Raw genomic sequence first — 17,102 nt, forward strand, 5'->3', positions numbered from 1 at the left:
CCGTTTAACCCGGCCTCGCGATGCGGAAACCGGCGACCGATGCTTTCAGCTCCGCCGCCCGCCGCGCGACCGCCTCGGCCGTCTGCGCCACTTCCGATGTCCCTTCCGCGTTTTGACCGACCGCGTGGGAAACCGCCTCGATGTTCCGCGAGAGGTCCCGGATCGTCACGTTCAGCTCCTCGGTCGCCGTCGAGATTTCCCGGTTCCGTCCGGAGCTGTCGCCCACGCGCTCCCGGATCCCTGCCATCGCCGCCTTCGCCTGCTCCCCGAGCGCCGCGCTCTGCTCCACCGCCTGGCACCCTTTGCGCATCGCCTCGATCGCTTCCCCGCTTTCGGATTGGACGGCGCCGATCGCCTTTGCGATCTGGGCCGTGGCCTTCTGGGTCTTTTCGGCGAGCTTCCGGACCTCGTCGGCGACCACCGCGAAACCCCGGCCGGACTCCCCGGCCCTGGCCGCCTCGATCGCGGCATTGAGCGCCAGCAGGTTCGTCTGGTCGGCGATATCGTCGATCAGCACCGTCACGCCGCCGATCTCCTTCGCGCGCCCCCCGACCGCCTCTACAGTGGCCGCCGCGCGCTCCACGGAGTTTCCTATCTCGCCCATGGCCGCGATGAAGCTCTCGATCACGGAAGCGCCGCCGGATGCGGCCTCCAGCGCCTTGTCCGACGCATCCTGCACGCTGCGGGTGTTCATCGCCACCTGCGCGACGGTCGCGTTCATCTGTTCGGAGGCCGCGGCGACGCTCCCGGTCTGGTCGTTGACCTTCCGGTTGGCGCCGTCGATCCGCACCGCGCTGGCGGACAGCTGCTCGGCGGCCGCGGCGAGATCGTGGCTCCAGTCCGCCACCTTGCCGATCGTCGATCTGAGCTTTTCCCCGAGGTTCTCCACCGCGTCGACGATCCGGCGCACCTCCTCCGTGTCAGCCGACTGCCGGTCCATCGTCGCCGTGAGGTCTCCCTCGGCAAAACGGGAAGCGACCTCGGCCGCGGCCTCGAGCGGCGCGATCATCAGGCGGACGGACAGGAAGGTGAGGCCACCGAATACGGTGGCCAACAACACCGCAACGATCCCGGCGATCGACAGCATCCGGTTGTACGCGCTGAAGAAATCGCTCTTCTTCACGCCGACGAACAGCGCGCCGATCGTCTTGCCCGACGCGTCCTTCACCGGCTCGTACCTCGTCAGATACGGGATGCCGAGGATCCGGGTCTCGCCCTTGAATGTCTCCCCGTCATCGAAGACGGCTTTCCGCGCGGGGCCGTCCAGCTTCGTGCCGACGGCCCTCGACCCGTCTTCCTTGACGACATTCGTGGAGATCCTCGTGTCCCCCATGAACACGGTGGCGTATGCGCCGCCCATTTGTTGTTTCAACTTGTCGACCACTTCGTAGCTGTCGTTCAGCACATGGTCGCCGACCGTCATCTTTCCGTCCTTCACCCGGAACTCCGTTCCCTTCTCCGAGAGAAGGACACGGAAGACGTTCATCCGCCTTTCCAGCGAGCCCTCGGACTGCCGGACCAGGTCCTGCCTCACGACATACATGCATGTGGCCGCCATCCCGACCGCAGCGAAAGCCACCGCCAGCGATGCGAAGAGAAACATCCTGCCCTTCATCGTCCTGATGAAACGGAAGCATTTCATGAATGCGGAAAGCATGGTGCCTCCAGAAACGATTTCGGTTCGCCGTCCCACTTATCGGCGATTAAGGGGGGAACTTTAAAACAAGGGGAGATCAGGCCGGCGGGGTCTTCCGGCGGATGCGCCGGAATATCCGGCGGGCGAGGAGAAGGGACAGCACGAGGAATGCGGCAACGAAGACGAGGACGATCACCGGGTGCGCGACGGCGGAATAGCTTCCCCCGACGGCGACGGCGTCCTCGAACAGGCTCAGAAGCACATTGCTGAACGGCTCCGGGCTCTGGTTGACGGCAAGCCGCGTCCCCGACTTCGCCGCGTGGGAGGCGAAGGCGACCGCCCCGCAAAGGAGGACGACGGGACCTTTCGCGGCGGGATCGAGGGCGCCGGCCGCGGCGAAGGCGATCAGCGCCGCCCCGGCGGGGCGCACGAAGGCGTGGACCGCGTCCCAAAGGGAGTCCACCCAGGGGATCTTGTCGGCCAGGAACTCCGCCGCCGCGCAGATCCCGGCCGCGACAAGGACATACGGTTGGGAGAGCGCCGAGAGGGTGGAGAGCTCCGGCGGGAGGGTCAGGAGGCCGTACCGGATGCACAGCCCCACGGTGAGCACGGTGGCGTATAGCCGGATGCCGGCGAAAAGCGCCACGCCCGTCACCGCCCCGAGGAGCGCCAGCGTGTTCATCGTCCCGCCGCCGGAAAGGGGGCTACTTGACCGAGATCAGCTCCACCTCGAAGACCAGCGTGGCGTTCGGCCCGATGTCCCGGCCCGCCCCCCGCTCCCCGTAGGCAAGGTTCGGCGGAAGGAAGAGCTGCCATTTGGAGCCCTCCTTCATGAGCTGGAGCGCCTCGGTCCAGCCCGCGATGACGCCGGAGACCGGGAACGTGGCGGGCTCGCCGCGCTTGTAGGAGCTGTCGAACTCGGTCCCGTCGATCAGCGTGCCCCGATAATGGGTGGTCACCGAGTCGGACGCCTTCGGGGACTTTCCCGTGCCTTCCTTGAGGACTTTGTACTGCAGTCCGCTCGGGAGCGTCTTCACGCCCTCCTTCTTCCGGTTCTCCGCCAGGAACTTCTCGCCGTCCGCCTTGTTCTTTTCCGCCTGCTGCCTCATGGCCGCCGCCTGCCTCTCCGCAAGTTTCTGTTGCAGGTTCTGGATCTCCTTGCGAGACTCCTCCTCCGTGAGGAGCGTCTTCCCTCCGGAGTAGGAATCCTTGAATCCCCGGGCCAGCGAATCCGCGTCCACCTCGACGGACTGCTTCCGGAGCGTGTTCCCGATGTCCATGCCGAGGCTGTACCCGATCCGCTCCTTCTCCGTCTTCGGCCCCGGGACATCGGCGGCCGGGACCGCCCCCGGCAACGCGAGCGCGAAGCAGATGACCACTGCCGCCGGATATTTCATCCCCCGCTCCTTTCCTCTGAAGGATCCGCCACCCCGCACACTACCGCAACATACCATACGACGCACCTTTGCGCAGGAACGGGTTTGGGATATATTTGTCGAATCATGAAAATACATATCGAAAAGGCGGGGCCGGACCGCCTCCGCGAAAAGCCGGCAGGAGACCAGGCGCTCGGGTTCGGGAAGATCTTCTCGGACCACATGTTCCTCATGGATTACCGGGACGGCAAGGGATGGATGAACCCCCGGATCGTCCCTTACGGCCCGCTGTCGCTCCTCCCCACCGCCGTCGTCCTGCACTACGCCCAGGAGATCTTCGAGGGGCTGAAGGCGTACTACGCCAAGGACGGCGGGATCTGCCTCTTCCGCCCGGAGCGCAACGCGGAGCGGATGAACCGGTCCGCCTCCCGGCTGTGCATGCCGGCGGTCCCCGTCGAGGACCAGCTCCAGGCGATCGAGGCGCTGGTGCGGATCGACAAGGACTGGATCCCGCGCGCCGGCGGAGCGTCGCTGTACATCCGGCCCACGATGATCGCCACGGAGTCGGCGCTGGGCGTCCATCCGTCCTCGGATTACATCTACTTCATCGTCACCGGACCCGTGGGCGCGTACTACGCGCGGGGATTCGAGCCGGTCAGCATCCTCGTCGAGGAGAACTACATCCGCGCCACGCGCGGGGGGCTGGGCGAGGCCAAGACGGGGGCGAACTACGCGGCCAGCATCCTGGCGGCGAAGGAGGCCAAGGCGAAGGGGTTCGACCAGGTCCTGTGGCTCGACGCGGAGCGCAGGCGCTTCGTGGAAGAGGTCGGGACGATGAACATCTTCTTCGTCTTCAACGGGGAGCTGGTGACCCCTCCCCTCTCGGGGTCGATTCTTGCCGGCGTCACGCGCGACTCGGTCATCCAGCTCGCGAAGGACTGGAAGATCCCGGTCCTGGAGCGCCCCGTCGAGATCGACGAGGTGATCCGCCGCGCCGAGGACGGCTCGCTGACGGAGGCGTTCGGGTCGGGGACGGCGGCGGTCATCTCCCCCGTGGGCGCCTTCTCCTTCCGCGGGAAGGAGGCGAAGATCGGGGACGGCAAGGTGGGCGAGCTGTCGCGCAGGTTCTACGACACGATCACCGGGATCCAGTACGGGTTGGTCGAGGACCGGCACCGCTGGGTCCGCCGGGTGGAATAAGGGCGGCCAGCGCCTTTTCGGCGGTCAACCCTTCGATCCGGACGATCTTGTTGCGCCCCGTCCCGCCGGAGAGCAGCGTGACGCTTCGCCGGGGGACGCCGAGCGCCTTCGCCAGGAACCGGCAAAGCGCCTCGTTGGCCTTCCCTTCCACCGGAGGGGCGGTCAGCCGGATCCGCAGGGCGCCTCCCTCGCAGCCCGCCACCTCCTCCTTCGCGGACCGCGGAACGACGCGCACGGAGAGCGTCGCGCCCGCCCCCTCCGTCCGGCTCACGGCATCCGGTGGGCGAGGTCGAAGAGCGACCGGACGACGAAATACTGCAGGAAGACGATGATCAGCACGGCGACGACGACGGAGAAGTCGATGGAGCCGGCGTAGAGCGGCAGCTTCCGCCGGAGCGGCGAGAGCACCGGCTCGGTGACGCCGTAGATCGCGCGGACGATCGGGTTGTACGGGTCGGGGTTCACCCACGACAGGACGGCGCGGATGATGAAGACCCACATGTAGGCCGTCAGCACGATGTCGACGATTTTCGCCAGCGCGTAGATCAGGTTCCCTGCGACGAACATTTCCGCGGATCCTCCCTCTATTGGCCGCTCAGTTCGCGGCTTCTCCTCCAGGCGGACAGCACGGCGTCCATGACGGCGGCGCGGAACGCCCCGCGCTCCAGCGCCTCGATCCCCGCCGCGGTCGTCCCGCCGGGCGACATGACCATGTCCTTCAGCTCCGCGGGATGCTTCCCCGTCTCGCGGACCATCCGGGCCGCCCCCTCCAGCGTGGCGGCGGCGAGCCGGTACGCCTCCTCCCGCCCCATCCCGGCGCGCACCGCGCCGTCCGCCATCGCCTCGAGGAACAGGAACGCGTAGGCCGGGCCGGAGCCCGAAAGCGCCGTCACGACGTCGAGGAGCTCCTCGCGGGGGACCTCCGCCACCTCGCCGAAGGAGGAGAAGATCGCGCGGACCCGCTCCCGGGCCGCCGGGTCGAAGCCCGCCGGGAAGTAGACTCCCGTGCTGCCCATCCCCACCTGCGCGGGGGTGTTGGGCATCGTCCGGACGACCTTCGCACCCTCTCCCAGGGCGCGCTCGAACACGGCGGCCTTCACCCCGGCCACGATGGAGACGAACGTTTTCCCGCGGGCGGCGTTCTTCGGGATCCCTTCCAGCACCGACGGAAGGACCTGCGGCTTCACGGCGACCACGACCGTGTCGGACGCGGCCAGCAGCTCCGCGACGGAGGGCGCGACCGACACCCCGAACCGGTGACGCAGCGTTTCGGTCCGGCCGGGGGCCGTGTCGAACACGTACACCCGGTCCGCGGGATACAGCTTCCCGGAGAGCACCCCCCGGATCATCGCCTCTCCCATGTTCCCCGCACCGATGAATCCCAAGGCCGTCATGTCATCCCCTCCCGCCGCGGATCCCGAAGATCGCGGTGCCGACGCGAACGATCGTCGCCCCTTCCTCGATGGCTTCCTCGAAATCGCCCGACATCCCCATCGACAGCTCCCGCAGCTCCGCCGCCGGGAACTCTCTCGCCAGCGCGTCCCTCAAGTTCCGCAGCCGGACGAAGTACGGGCGGCTCTCCTCGGGATCGATCCCGTACGGCGGGATCGCCATCAGCCCCGAGATCTTGATCCCCGGAAGTCCCAGGGAGCCCTCCGCCACGCGCTGAAGGTCCTCCGGCGCGATCCCCGACTTGCTCGCCTCGCCCTCGAGGTTGACCTCCAGAAGAACCGGGACGATCTTCCCCGCCTCGACCGCGCACCGCGAGATCTCCGCGAGCCGTTTTTCCGAGTCCGCCGTCTGGATCCACGAGAACAGCGACACGGCCTTGCGGACCTTGTTGCCCTGCAGCGCGCCGATCATGTGCCACTCGGCGCCCGGCAGGCCCGGGATCTTTTCGGCCGCCTCCTGGACGTAGTTCTCGCCGAAGGCGTTCAGCCCCGCCGCGTGCGCCTCGAGGATCAGCGGCAGCGGCTGCGTCTTGGATGCCGCCACCAGCTTCACCGATCCGGGGGGGCGCCCCGCCTTTCTTTCGGCCCGGGCGATCCGGTCGAGGACCCTGCCGACGTTCTCCGCGACCGTCTCCGCCACCGCGCTCATCCCTTCCTTCCCGCGAGAACGTAGCATCCGGGCCCCGCGGGGGAGACCGCGATCAGGCGCGCCTTCTTCAGCATCCCGACGACCCGCGTCATCGGAAGCCCCACCACGTTCGTGAACGAGCCGGCGACCCGGTCGATGAGGAGCATCCCCGCCCCCTGGGCGGCGTACGCTCCCGCCTTGTCGTCGCACTCGCCGGTCCGCGCGTAGGCCGCCACCTCCGCCGGCGTCAGCGGCCGGAAACGGACCCGCGTCACCTCGGTGCCCGCGTCGCGGTACCCCCTCGCCTCGCAGAGCAGGCAAACGGAAGTGTACACCTTGTGCTCCCGCCCCGCGAGGAGGGAAAGCATCCGGCGGGCCTCCGCGCGGTCGCGCGGCTTGCCCAGGATCTTCCCGTCCGCCACGACGATCGTGTCCGCGGAAAGGACCCAGTCCGACGGCTGCCTCCGGGCGATCGCCAATCCCTTGTCCAGCGCGGCCCGGCGGACGAAGCGCGCCGGCGGCTCGCCGGAGAGCGGCGTCTCGTCGACCCCCGACGGAACCACCCGGAACGGCACTCCCAGCGAGGAAAGCAGCTCCCGGCGCCGCGGAGATTCGGAAGCGAGGATCAGGCAGGCGACCGTGTTCACGGAAACGCATTATACCGGAAACCCGTCTTTCTTGCCCTTCCGCGGCCCGACGTGTTAAGCATGATGTAGACGTGGCGACGATAACGCACGCGGAGGGTCGGGCGGCGATGGCATTCAAGACGGTGACCGTGAAGACCGACGAAAGACAGCAGCTCGTGGACATCACCAAGCACGTCCGGATGGTGGTGCGCGAAAGCGGCTTGAGAAGCGGCATCTGCCGGGTCTTCGTCCCCCACACCACGGCCGCGGTCACCATCAACGAGAACGCGGATCCCGACGTCCGGAGGGACATCCTGAACGCCCTCGAGCGTCTCGTGCCCGAGGGCGGCGATTACCTTCATGCCGAGGGGAACGCCCACGCGCACGTCAAGGCGAGCGTCATCGGATCGCACGTCACGGTGTTCGTGGAGGCCGGCCAGCTCATACTCGGGACCTGGCAGTCGGTCTTCCTGTGCGAGTTCGACGGCCCAAGGACCCGCAACGTCATGGTCCGGGTTTCCGAGGGATAGATCTCCCTTCTTATCCTTTCCGGTACGCGTCGTAGCGCGCCCGCAGCGCGCCTTTCGCCGGCCCCCCCTCCACGACGTCCCAGGGGAAGAATTCGCCGGCGTCCTTTTCGCGGTGGACGACCGCGTCCATCCTCGCACGGAGCCCGGGCGCCGATCCGGGACTCCCCGCCCGACGCGCGCCCCGGAGGTCTTCCGCCGCGCGCCGGTCCCCCAGCCCGAGGTACCCCTGCAGGAGCGCGTCGCGCGGCCTTTCCAAGGAGACGCGGAGGTTCGGGACGTTCCGGGCGAAGGCGGCGATCTCCTCCTCGCGGGCCCGAAGCTCGTCCTCGGCGGCCATCGCCGCCCATTGCAGCGGGGTAAACGGTTTCGGGACGAAGGGCGAAAGGACCGCGGTGACGGTCCCCATCCTCCCCGCGGCGCGCGCCTCCGCGAGGACGCGGCCGCGGAACTCGCGGAGGAACCCGGAGATCCCCCCGACCTCCTCCTCCCGGTCCGCGCCGGGGAGACCGACCAGGAAGTACAGCTTGAACGATACGATCCCCGCGCGGACGAGCGTCTCCGCCGCCTCGAAGAAGGCGGCGTCGGGAAGCGGCTTTCCGATCCGCGCCCGCAGCCGCGCGTCGCCGCACTCCGGGGCGAGCGCCACCGTGCGGTGCCCGCTCCGCGCCAGGATCTCCGCGATCTCCGCGTCGACCTTCTCCGCGCGCACGGAAGCGGGAGACACGCTCCCGCCGCGGTCGAGGATCTCCCGGGCGAGCGTCCGGAACGGGCGCCAGTCCAGCACCGCGGCTCCGATCAGCCCCACCTTCCTGCGGTGCGGCCATGCCGCGTCGACGGCCGCCCGGACGCGCTCCAGGGGGAACTCCCTGAACGCGGGGCACGCATGGGATGCGGCGCAGAAGCCGCACATCCTGGGGCAGCCGCGCGAAGTCTCGACCAGCGACATGCTCCCCAGCGCGGTCTCCTCCGCGAGCACGACGGGCGGGGGGGGAGGGAGCCCTTCGGGATCGATCGCCTCCCGCGCGACGCGCCGGGGAAATCCGGACAGGGGGGGCAGATCGATGAGCCGCCCCGCGCCCGGGGAGCCCCCCTCTTCGTAAACGGGAAGGTACCCGCCCGGGACATACATTCCGGGAATCCCGGAGAGGGTCCGGAGGAATCCGGCGTCCGCCGGGTCCCCCGCCTCCAGGTCGAGGAGCGACTCCACCGCCCGCTCCCCGTCTCCCACCGCGACCGCGTCGGCGAAGGCCCCGCACGGCTCCGGATTGAGGGAGGCCGCGAATCCGCCGGCGACGACCAGCGGATGCCGGACGCCGGACGCGGCGCGGTCCGCGCGGAACGGCGGGACGCCGCCCGCCGCCAGGATCCCCGGCAGGTTCGGGAGGTCGTTCTCGAAGGAGAGGGCGAACGCGACGATGTCGAAATCCGAAAGAGGGCGCCCGCTCTCCAGCGTCGTCCCCGCGGCCGCCCCCGCGGGAGCGGCCCCCTTTCCCCGGCCGGGCGCCGGCGCCGTCCCCCCGACGGCGGGGGAAAGGAATGCGCGCTCGCACAGCGCGTCCGGCCGGGCGTTGACCTGGGCGTGGACCAGGAGGAAGCCCAGGTTCGACATCCCCACGGAGTAGGCGTTCGGGAAGACCAGCGCGACCCGCTTTCTACCGCCCCACTCCTTGCGGACGGCGCCGGTCTCTCCTCTCAGGCGCGCCCCCCCCCGGGCCAACGCCGTCCCTTCCGCTATTCCCCCCGCCGCCGCAGGAAGGTCGGGATCTCGAAGTCGTCCAGCGACTCGATCTCCGTCTCCTTGTCGATCAGCGGAAGGTCCTCCACGCGCTCCTCCGCGACGCCCGTCTGCGCGGAGTTGCGCAGGAACGCCGGCTTCTGCAGATCCTCCGTGCGGCTGACCAGCTTGATCCCCTTCCGCGGGCTCCTCCAGGGGCCTTCCGCGACGTTGGGCTCGAAGCCGGTCGCCACCACCGTGACCTTCAGCTCCTCGTCCATCGTCTCGTCGATCACCGTCCCGAAGATGATGTTCGCCTCGTCGGAGGCCTCCTCGCGGATCAGGCTCGCGGCCTCGTTGACCTCGCTCAGGGAAAGCGACGGCCCCGCCGTGATGTTGATGAGCACGCCGCGGGCCCCCCGGATCGACACGTCCTCGAGCAGCGGGCTCGAGATCGCCTTCTCCGCGGCCGCGACGGCTCGGTTCTGGCCCGTGGCCGAGCCGGTGCCCATCAGCGCCAGCCCCATCCCCGACATGATCGTCTTCACGTCGGCGAAGTCCAGGTTGATGTAGCCCGGCCGGGTGACCAGCTCCGTGATCCCCCGCACCGCCTGGAACAGGACGTCGTCCACTTTACGGAAGGCGTCGACGAACCGCATCTCCTTCCCGGCGATCAGCAGCAGCTTTTCGTTCGGGATGACGACGATCGTGTCGACCAGCGACCGCAGCTCCTTGGAGCCCATGTCCGCCTGCCGCTTGCGGGTCTGCCCCTCGAAGGCGAACGGCCGCGTCACGACGGCGACCGTCAGCGCCCCGAGCTCCCGCGCCACCTCCGCCACGACCGGGCCCGCGCCGGTCCCCGTGCCGCCCCCCAGCCCGGCGGTGATGAAGACCATGTCGGCGCCGGCGAGCGCCTCCCGGAGCAGCTCGCGGTCCTCGTTCGCGGCCTCGCGCCCGACCTCCGGGTTGGCCCCGGCCCCCAGCCCCTTCGTCAGCCGGGTTCCGAGCTGCAGCTTCAGAGGGGCGAGGTTCCGCGCGAGCGCCTGCGCGTCCGTGTTGGCGGCGATGAACTCCACCCCCTGCAGCCCCTCCTCGATCATGTTGTTGATGGCGTTGCCGCCGCCCCCGCCCACGCCGAACACCTTGATGACGGCGTGCGCCCGGTTCTCCTCGACGACCGTGAAACGGCGCGACCTCGCTTCCTCCCGCTCGATCCCTTCCATGCGCTCCCCCTTTTTCTCCCCGTTTTCCGTATCAGAAGAATTCCGACAGGTATCGCTTCACGCGCCCGATGATCCCTTCCGCCGGCGACTCCTCCGGGCGGGTGACCACCGTCTCCGCCGACCTCGCCCCGTAGATGACGAGCCCCACCGCGGTGGCGTACGCGGGGCTGTTGACGACCTCGACGAGCCCGCCGATCCCGATGGGCGATCCCCGGCGCACGGGAAGCTTGAACACCCGCTCCCCGAGCTCCGTCAGCCCGTCCAGGAGCGCGCCGCCGCCTGTGAGCACGACGCCCGCCCCGAGGCTGTCCTCGTACCCGGACCGGAGGATCTCCTTCCGCATCAGCGCGAAGATCTCCTCCGCGCGCGGCTCGATGATCTCGCTCAGGTGCTGCCGCCGGAGCGGCCTGGGCTGGCGGCCGCCGACGCCCGGCAGCTCCACCAGGTCGTCCCGCCGCACCTTCTGGATCATGGCGCACCCCGACGCGATCTTCAGCGCCTCCGCGTCCGCGTACGGAAGCTTGAGGCCGACCGCCACGTCGGAGGTGATGTTCCCGCCGCCGAGGGGAAGGATGTAGGTGTGCCGCAGCGCGCCGTCGTAGAAGATCACCATCTCGACGGTGCCGCCCCCGATGTCCATGAGCGCCACCCCCACCTCGCGCTCCTCCGCGGTGAGCACCGCGTCGGCGGACGCGTACGGGGACAGGACAAGCGACTCGACGCCGAGCGCCGCCTTCTCGACGCACCGCAGCAGGTTGCGCGCGCCGGGGACGTCGTTCGTCACCACGTGGACCCGCGCGTCGAGCCGGATCCCCGTCATCCCGCGGGGGTCCTTGATCCCCGCCATGTCGTCGACGATGAACTCCTGCGTGAGGACGTGGAGGATCTCCCGGTCGTTCGGCAGCTCCACGGTCTTCGCGATCTCGAGGACGCGCGTGAAGTCGGCGTTGGTCACCTCCCGCTCGTTCTTCACGGAGATGGCGGCGTGGCTGTTGAACGACTTGATGAGCGGGCCGGAAAGGCCCACGAAGACCGACTCCACGTTCAGCCCCGTCATCCGCTCCGCCTCCGTGACGCTCTGGCGGATCGACTTGACGGTGGCGTCGACGTTCACCACCGCGCCCTTGCGCATCCCCTCGGTGGGGCACTCTCCCACCCCCAGGATCTCGACGCCGTCGGGCGTCTTCCTCCCGAGGACCGTGGTGACGTTGCTCGAGCCCACGTCCAGACCGGCGATCACCTGATCATGGCCAGTATCCATTCACTCCCCCGGCCGCACGAAGATGCGGCCATCCGTCTTGAGATCGACGATGCCGGACTCCTTGCCGAGGGCCGAGATCCTCGGCAGCGCCTCCTCCACGCGCCGGATCGCCTTCTGGAACTCCATCCCGCCGACCTTGAACCGGACCCCGGCGTCCCGCGTCACGAGCGTGTAGCCTTCCTGCGCGTCGTAGTGGACCTCGGAGAGGTTCCCCCGCAGCGGCCCGGCCTCCGCCAGCCGCAGCAGGTCCAGCGCCTTCCGGAAGTTGCGGACCGCCACGGCGTCCTTCGAGCGGAGGTCGGCCGTCGAGAAGCCCGTGACGATCGCCAGGTCCTTCGGGTCGTATGCGGTGAGCCGCTTGAACGGCTTCCCCTCGTCGTTCACGTACCAGAGGGCGTCCAGGTTCACCATCGCGACCGGTCGGTGCTCCTCGATCCGGACCACGAGGCGGTCCGGGAACGCCTTGCGGACGGACACCGACCGGATCCAGGGGTGCGACGCGAGCCTCCCGGAGACCTCGCGCACGGGGACGGTCCAGATGTTCCGCTTCCCCCCGCCGCGCACGATGGTCCAGACCTCCTCCTGCGTCACGTTCGCGCAGCGGTTCATCTCGATCGACCGGACCGAGAACATCGGAGACCGGGTCAGCCACGAGTACGCGAAAGCGCACGACGCGCCCGCCAGAACCGTCGCGGCGGCCACGGCCGCGGCCCAGGCGGCGGCGCGCAGCCGCGGAGCCGTTCCCTCGCCGTTCTCCCGCCGGCCCCTTCCCTTCTTCGCGACGGTTTGCCGGCCGCCGCGCCGCTTCCCGAGGTCCGTGCGGTGGTATGCCTTGTACTCGATCATCTACTTCGCCAGCCCCGCGTCCGAAAGGATCTCCTCGGCCAGGTCGTCGAAGGACATCCCGTCGAACTTCGCCGCCTTCGGGAGGAGGCTCGTCTCGGTCATCCCCGGGATCGTGTTCGCCTCGAGGAAGAAGACGTTCCCCGCGCGGTCGACGCGGTAGTCGATCCGCGCCGCCCCCCGCAGCCGCATCGCGCAGGCCGCGCGCCGTGTATACTCCGCGGCGCGCAGCAGGATGTCCCGCTCCATCGGGACCGGGATCACGTATTCCGTCTCCCCCGCCGTGTACTTGGAGCGGTAGTCGTAGAAGCCGGACCGCGGCACGATCTCGATGGCGGGCAGCACCCTTCCGTTGACGATCGACACCGTGATCTCCCGCCCCGCGACGTACCCTTCCGCGAGGACGCGGCTGTCGTGCCGGGCGGCCAGCGCCAGCGCCTTCTCCCAGTCCGCAGGGTCGCGGACGATCGTCACGCCGACGGTCGAGCCCTCCCGGTCCGGCTTGACGACGAGCGGGAACCCGAAGGAGGGCGGCTTCGCCGCCGGGACTTCCGGCCCCTCGTACACCTCGTCCGGCGGACACGGGACGCCCGCCGCCGCCGCCATCCGCTTCCCGAACATCTTGCTCATCGCGATCGCGGAGGACGCGACGCCGGAGCCCGTGTACGGGAGCCGCGCGAGCTCGCACGCCGCCTGGATGCACCCGTCCTCGCCGAACCGCCCGTGCAGGGCGATGAACGCGACGTCGACCCCTGCGTCCCGGACCGTGCCCAGCCAGTCCTCCCGGATGTCGATCTCCGCGACGTCGTGCCCCTTCCGGCGGAGCGCCGCGGAGACCGCCGCCCCCGTGCGGAGCGACACGTCCCGCTCCGCGGAGATCCCTCCGTAGAACACCCCGACCCGCGCGCCCGCGAACCGCCCGGGATCAGGCATCGAAATCGCCCCACATCTTCACCTCGGGGACCAGGAGGATCCCCGAGCGCTCCCGCACCGCCTCCTGCCCGCGCGCCATCAGGCGACGGACATCGGCCGCCGAGGCGCGGCCGAGGTTGAGCAGGAAGTTGGCGTGCTTTTCGGAGAAGCATGCGTCCCCTTCCCGCCGCCCCTTCATCCCCGCCCTCTCCAGGAGCATCCCGGCGCTTTCGGCGCCCGCGGGATTGCGGAAGGCGGAGCCGAAGGTCTTCTCGCCCCACGGCTGGCCGGCGCGGCGCTTCTCGTTGAACTGCCGCATCGCCTCGAACACCGCCTCCCGCGGGACCGAAGCGAAGCGGAACCCCGCGCGCACCACGATGCCCCGCACGGGATACTCCGTCTCCCGGTACCCGAAGCGGATATCGCGCGCCTCCACGCGGTGGATCCCGCCTTCCGCGTCGGCGACCTCCACCCACTCGACGAGCTCTCCGGTCTGCCGGCCGAAGGCGCCCGCGTTCAGCGTCAGCGCGCCGCCCACGGTGCCGGGGATGCCGGCCAGCCCCTCGATCCCCGAGAGCCCCGACAGGGCGCACAGGACGGCCAGCCGGGGGAGCATGACTCCCGCCTCGGCGATCACCGCGCCGCCTCCGACGAACACGACCTTCGAAAGGCGCTTCTTGGTGCAGAGGACCGTCGCCGCCACCCCCGCGTCGGAGACGAGGAGGTTGCTCCCCGCGCCCAGCGCGTACACCTCCCTCCCCGCGCGGCGCTCCGCGGCGAGGACGTCGCGCACCTCGGAGGGGGACCGGGGGAACGCCATCCGGTCTGCCGCCCCGCCGACCCCGATGGTGGTGTGGTCCCGGAGCTTCAGATGAAACGACACGTCGATGGTCTTCAATGCCGCCGTCCCCCCGTTTCCGCCTTCACGCCGAAACGACGCTCTCTCCAAGCCTCCAGACATCGCCCGCCCCCATGGTGAGGAATATGTCGCCGGGACGCAGCAGGGAACGGACCGACTCCCCCGCCTCCACGGCCTTTCCCGCGTACCGCGCCCCCTTGTGCCCGTGCTCCCGGATCGCCTCGCACAGACGCTCGGCCGACGCCTCCTCGACCGGCTCCTCCCCCGCCGGGTAGACGTCGAACAGCAGCAGGATGTCCGCCTCGTGGAACGCCGAGAGGAACTCCTTGAACAGCGCGCGGGTCCGGGAGTACCGGTGCGGCTGGAACCCCACGACGATCCGGCGGTCCGGCCACACGTCCCGCGCCGCGGCCAGCGTCGCGCGGATCTCCGCCGGGTGGTGCGCATAGTCGTCCACGACGGTGACCCCGCCGGCCTCCCCCCGCACCTGGAACCGCCGCGCCACGCCGTCGTAGTCCAGGAGTCCCTGCCGGATCGCGTCCGGGCCGATCCCGAGCTCCGCGGCGACCGCGACCGCCGCCAGAGCGTTGCTCGCGTTGTGCCTGCCCGGAACGCGGAGCGCCATCTCCCCCAGCGACTCGCCGCGGACGGACACGCCGAAGCGGGTCGACATCCCGTCGCACGAGAGCCCTTCCGCCCGGTAGTCCGCGTGCCGCGAGAATCCGTAGGTCACGAAGGTCTTCGCCACGGAGGGCAATAGCTCCTGCACGTTGGGGTGGTCGATGCACAGGACGGCGAACCCGTAGAAGGGGACCTTGTTGATGAAGTTCAGGAAGGTTTCCTTGATCTGGCCGATCCCCGAGTAGTAGTCGAGGTGCTCCGGGTCGATGTTCGTCACCACGGCCACCGTGGGCGAGAGCCTCAGGAAGGAGCCGTCGCTCTCGTCCGCCTCCGCGACGAGGAACTCCCCCTGGCCGAGCTTCGCATTGGAGCCCAGGCTGTTCAGCTTCCCTCCCACCACGGCGGTGGGGTCCCACCCCGCGGTCGCCAGCACCGTCGCCACCATCGAGGTCGTCGTCGTCTTTCCGTGCGTCCCGGCGATGGCGATCCCGTACTTCATCCGCATCAGCTCCGCGAGCATCTCCGCCCGCGGGATCACGGGGATCTTGCGCCGCTGCGCCTCCAGGACCTCGGCGTTGTCCGGGCGGACAGCCGAGGAGATCACCACGACGTGCCCGTCCGGCGGGACATTCTCCGCCGCGTGCCCCAGGCGGATCGTCGCGCCCAGCCCCGCGAGGCGGTCGGTCGTCTCCGAGCGGCGGAGGTCCGATCCCGAGACGCGGTACCCTAAGTTCAGCAGCAGCTCCGCGATCCCGCTCATCCCGATGCCGCCGATCCCGACGAAGTGGATGGGCAGCCCTTTTCTGTACATGTCCCTCCCGTCCTCCTCAGGCCGCTTTCCCGGAAAGCGCCAGCGCTCTCCGGACCGCGTCGAACGCGGCGTCGGGCCGCGAGAAGGAGACCGATGCCGCCCGCGCCTTCTCCCGCGCCTCCCGGTTCCCCGCGAGCGACCACAGGGAGGCCCGCAGCGTCTCCGCCGTGGCCTCGCCCTCCGCCATCCATGTCCCCGCGCCCGCCGCGCAGAACTCCCTCGCGTTGCCCGCCTGGTGGTCGTCCGCCGCGTACGGGTAGGGCAGCAGGACGCACGGCCGCCCGAACAGCGCGGCCTCCGAGATGGACAGGGCGCCCGCCCGCATCAGCACCGCGTGGCATCGGGGAAACAGGTCCCCGATCCTCTCCGTGAACGCGAACGGCTCGATCCGCAGCTCCTCGTCCCGGACCGTCTTCGAAACGGCCCCATGCTCCTCCGTGCCCGTCTGCAGCAGAAACCGGATCTCCTTACCCGCCCGCTTCCCGATCCGGGCCATCTCCACTACGCGCGCGTTGATCGTGCGGGCCCCCCGCGAACCTCCCAGCACCAGCACCGTGAACGGTTCCTCGGGCGGCCACTCCTTCGCGCGCTCCCGCGCCTCGGCGATGATCTCCGTCCGCACCGGGTTCCCCGTGACCTCCGTCTTCCCCCGCGGGAAGAACCGGACGGCCCCCTCGAACCCCGCGAACACCCGGACGGCGACCTTCGCCAGGAGCCGGTTCACGCGCCCCGGCACGCTGTTCTGCTCCTGCAGGAACAGCGGGATCCGCAGGAGCGCCGCCGCCGCCCCCACCGGCGCCGAGGCGTATCCTCCGACCCCGAACACCAGGTCCGGGCGCCGGCGGCGAAGAAGCGCCACGGCCGCCGGGACGCCGGCCGCGATCCTCACGAGGCCGGGCACGGCCCGGACCCCCCTTCCCGACACCTGGCCGGAGGGGACGAAATCGATCCCGAATCCCCGCGCCGGGACCGCCCGCGCCTCGAGGCCTCCCTCCGTCCCGACGAAGGTGACGGTCCCGCCGGGGACGAGGGAGAGGAACGCCTCAGCAAGGGCGATCCCCGGAAAAACGTGCCCGCCGGTCCCTCCCCCGGCGACGATCATTCTCAGCGACAAATGCTTCCGCCCCCTTCCGGGATACGTTCGTCAGCACGCCGATCGCCGCCAGATGCAGCACCAGGGAGCTCCCCCCGTAGCTCAGGAACGGGAGCACCATCCCCTTCGGCGGCAGCATCTTCAGCCCCACCATCATGTTCATCATCGCCTGGATCCCGATCACGGAGGAAAACCCGAGGGCGAGGTATTTCCCGAAGGGGTCGCGCGCGCGGCGGGCGATCCGAAAACCCACCCACGTCATGATGACGTAGCACGCCCCCACCAGGGCGACCCCCGCGAACCCGAGTTCCTCCCCGA

19 protein-coding genes are annotated in these 17,102 nt (G+C 69.7%); 2 read left to right on the forward strand and 17 right to left on the reverse strand.

Features of this window, described 5'->3' with window-relative positions; translation table 11 throughout:
- Nucleotides 1–4: 4 nt before the first annotated feature.
- The 3 genes from AB1346_08385 to AB1346_08395 form a co-directional block, all read right to left on the reverse strand.
- A complete protein-coding gene (locus AB1346_08385; GenBank protein MEW6720452.1) occupies nt 5–1,657 on the reverse strand; it encodes a methyl-accepting chemotaxis protein in 1,653 nt (550 codons plus the stop codon).
- 76 nt (nt 1,658–1,733) lie between these two features.
- Nucleotides 1,734–2,318: a DUF4126 domain-containing protein gene (locus AB1346_08390; protein ID MEW6720453.1), complete on the reverse strand. Its 585-nt coding sequence runs from the start codon at nt 2,316–2,318 to the stop codon at nt 1,734–1,736.
- Nucleotides 2,319–2,340: 22 nt separating this feature from the next.
- Complete coding sequence (locus tag AB1346_08395; GenBank protein MEW6720454.1) at nt 2,341–3,033, reverse strand: FKBP-type peptidyl-prolyl cis-trans isomerase; 693 nt, start codon at nt 3,031–3,033, stop codon at nt 2,341–2,343.
- Between the two features lie 105 nt (nt 3,034–3,138).
- On the opposite strand from AB1346_08395, the gene AB1346_08400 reads away from it, so the two are divergent.
- Nucleotides 3,139–4,212 carry a branched-chain amino acid aminotransferase gene (locus tag AB1346_08400; protein MEW6720455.1) on the forward strand — a complete coding sequence of 358 codons (1,074 nt, stop codon included), beginning with the start codon at nt 3,139–3,141 and terminating at the stop codon, nt 4,210–4,212.
- Here AB1346_08400 and AB1346_08405 read toward each other — a convergent pair.
- Genes AB1346_08405 through AB1346_08425 form a run of 5 tightly spaced genes read right to left on the reverse strand, consistent with a single transcriptional unit; the run spans nt 4,151 to nt 6,938 of the window.
- Complete coding sequence (locus AB1346_08405; protein ID MEW6720456.1) at nt 4,151–4,483, reverse strand: DUF167 domain-containing protein; 333 nt, start codon at nt 4,481–4,483, stop codon at nt 4,151–4,153. The genes AB1346_08400 and AB1346_08405 overlap by 62 nt on opposite strands.
- A complete protein-coding gene (locus AB1346_08410; GenBank protein ID MEW6720457.1) occupies nt 4,480–4,779 on the reverse strand; it encodes a YggT family protein in 300 nt (99 codons plus the stop codon). The genes AB1346_08405 and AB1346_08410 overlap by 4 nt, the downstream gene beginning before the upstream one ends.
- A gap of 17 nt (nt 4,780–4,796) precedes the next feature.
- On the reverse strand, nt 4,797–5,606 hold the full coding sequence (gene proC / locus AB1346_08415; GenBank protein ID MEW6720458.1) for a pyrroline-5-carboxylate reductase: 810 nt from the start codon (nt 5,604–5,606) through the stop codon (nt 4,797–4,799).
- Nucleotide 5,607: 1 nt separating this feature from the next.
- On the reverse strand, nt 5,608–6,312 hold the full coding sequence (locus tag AB1346_08420; protein ID MEW6720459.1) for a YggS family pyridoxal phosphate-dependent enzyme: 705 nt from the start codon (nt 6,310–6,312) through the stop codon (nt 5,608–5,610).
- Nucleotides 6,309–6,938 carry a Maf family protein gene (locus tag AB1346_08425; protein ID MEW6720460.1) on the reverse strand — a complete coding sequence of 210 codons (630 nt, stop codon included), beginning with the start codon at nt 6,936–6,938 and terminating at the stop codon, nt 6,309–6,311. The genes AB1346_08420 and AB1346_08425 overlap by 4 nt, the downstream gene beginning before the upstream one ends.
- A gap of 107 nt (nt 6,939–7,045) precedes the next feature.
- Here AB1346_08425 and AB1346_08430 point away from each other — a divergent pair, with 107 nt between their 5' ends.
- On the forward strand, nt 7,046–7,447 hold the full coding sequence (locus AB1346_08430; protein MEW6720461.1) for a secondary thiamine-phosphate synthase enzyme YjbQ: 402 nt from the start codon (nt 7,046–7,048) through the stop codon (nt 7,445–7,447).
- A gap of 10 nt (nt 7,448–7,457) precedes the next feature.
- On the opposite strand, the gene AB1346_08435 is transcribed toward AB1346_08430, so the two are convergent.
- The 9 genes from AB1346_08435 to AB1346_08475 all read right to left on the reverse strand — a co-directional run.
- Nucleotides 7,458–9,164, reverse strand: a complete 1,707-nt coding sequence (locus tag AB1346_08435) for a radical SAM protein (protein ID MEW6720462.1) — start codon at nt 9,162–9,164, stop codon at nt 7,458–7,460.
- A gap of 14 nt (nt 9,165–9,178) precedes the next feature.
- Nucleotides 9,179–10,384 (reverse strand): cell division protein FtsZ, encoded by a 1,206-nt coding sequence (ftsZ, locus tag AB1346_08440; GenBank protein MEW6720463.1) that lies wholly within the window; start codon nt 10,382–10,384, stop codon nt 9,179–9,181.
- A 31-nt stretch (nt 10,385–10,415) separates the two neighbouring features.
- Complete coding sequence (gene ftsA / locus AB1346_08445; protein MEW6720464.1) at nt 10,416–11,645, reverse strand: cell division protein FtsA; 1,230 nt, start codon at nt 11,643–11,645, stop codon at nt 10,416–10,418.
- Nucleotides 11,646–12,491: an FtsQ-type POTRA domain-containing protein gene (locus tag AB1346_08450; protein ID MEW6720465.1), complete on the reverse strand. Its 846-nt coding sequence runs from the start codon at nt 12,489–12,491 to the stop codon at nt 11,646–11,648. It lies immediately after the preceding gene.
- Entirely contained in the window at nt 12,492–13,421 is a 930-nt protein-coding gene (locus AB1346_08455; GenBank protein ID MEW6720466.1) for a D-alanine--D-alanine ligase, read from the reverse strand.
- Entirely contained in the window at nt 13,414–14,298 is an 885-nt protein-coding gene (gene murB, locus AB1346_08460; GenBank protein ID MEW6720467.1) for a UDP-N-acetylmuramate dehydrogenase, read from the reverse strand. Before murB ends, AB1346_08455 begins: the two co-directional genes overlap by 8 nt.
- Nucleotides 14,299–14,323: 25 nt before the next feature.
- The gene (murC, locus tag AB1346_08465; GenBank protein MEW6720468.1) at nt 14,324–15,691 is read right to left on the reverse strand and encodes a UDP-N-acetylmuramate--L-alanine ligase; all 1,368 of its coding nucleotides are present in this window, start codon (nt 15,689–15,691) and stop codon (nt 14,324–14,326) included.
- 16 nt (nt 15,692–15,707) lie between these two features.
- Entirely contained in the window at nt 15,708–16,805 is a 1,098-nt protein-coding gene (locus AB1346_08470; protein ID MEW6720469.1) for a UDP-N-acetylglucosamine--N-acetylmuramyl-(pentapeptide) pyrophosphoryl-undecaprenol N-acetylglucosamine transferase, read from the reverse strand.
- On the reverse strand, nt 16,735–17,102 hold a 368-nt coding region (locus AB1346_08475), incomplete at its 5' end, for an FtsW/RodA/SpoVE family cell cycle protein (protein MEW6720470.1). The genes AB1346_08470 and AB1346_08475, both read right to left, overlap by 71 nt.

It is taken from the genome of Thermodesulfobacteriota bacterium (genome assembly GCA_040758155.1).
Classification (GTDB): domain Bacteria; phylum Desulfobacterota; class Deferrimicrobia; order Deferrimicrobiales; family Deferrimicrobiaceae; genus UBA2219.

Excerpts from the sequence above, each read along its gene's own strand:
- AB1346_08410 (MEW6720457.1), bottom strand. The coding sequence starts at position 4,779 with ATGTTCGTCGCAGGGAACCTGATCTACGCGCTGGCGAAAATCGTCGAC.
- AB1346_08455 (MEW6720466.1), bottom strand. The coding sequence starts at position 13,421 with ATGCCTGATCCCGGGCGGTTCGCGGGCGCGCGGGTCGGGGTGTTCTAC.
- AB1346_08420 (MEW6720459.1), bottom strand. The coding sequence starts at position 6,312 with ATGAGCGCGGTGGCGGAGACGGTCGCGGAGAACGTCGGCAGGGTCCTC.
- murC (MEW6720468.1), bottom strand. The coding sequence starts at position 15,691 with ATGTACAGAAAAGGGCTGCCCATCCACTTCGTCGGGATCGGCGGCATC.
- AB1346_08430 (MEW6720461.1), top strand. The coding sequence starts at position 7,046 with ATGGCATTCAAGACGGTGACCGTGAAGACCGACGAAAGACAGCAGCTC.
- proC (MEW6720458.1), bottom strand. The coding sequence starts at position 5,606 with ATGACGGCCTTGGGATTCATCGGTGCGGGGAACATGGGAGAGGCGATG.
- ftsA (MEW6720464.1), bottom strand. The coding sequence starts at position 11,645 with ATGGATACTGGCCATGATCAGGTGATCGCCGGTCTGGACGTGGGCTCG.
- AB1346_08385 (MEW6720452.1), bottom strand. The coding sequence starts at position 1,657 with ATGCTTTCCGCATTCATGAAATGCTTCCGTTTCATCAGGACGATGAAG.
- AB1346_08390 (MEW6720453.1), bottom strand. The coding sequence starts at position 2,318 with ATGAACACGCTGGCGCTCCTCGGGGCGGTGACGGGCGTGGCGCTTTTC.
- AB1346_08400 (MEW6720455.1), top strand. The coding sequence starts at position 3,139 with ATGAAAATACATATCGAAAAGGCGGGGCCGGACCGCCTCCGCGAAAAG.
- ftsZ (MEW6720463.1), bottom strand. The coding sequence starts at position 10,384 with ATGGAAGGGATCGAGCGGGAGGAAGCGAGGTCGCGCCGTTTCACGGTC.
- AB1346_08395 (MEW6720454.1), bottom strand. The coding sequence starts at position 3,033 with ATGAAATATCCGGCGGCAGTGGTCATCTGCTTCGCGCTCGCGTTGCCG.
- AB1346_08450 (MEW6720465.1), bottom strand. The coding sequence starts at position 12,491 with ATGATCGAGTACAAGGCATACCACCGCACGGACCTCGGGAAGCGGCGC.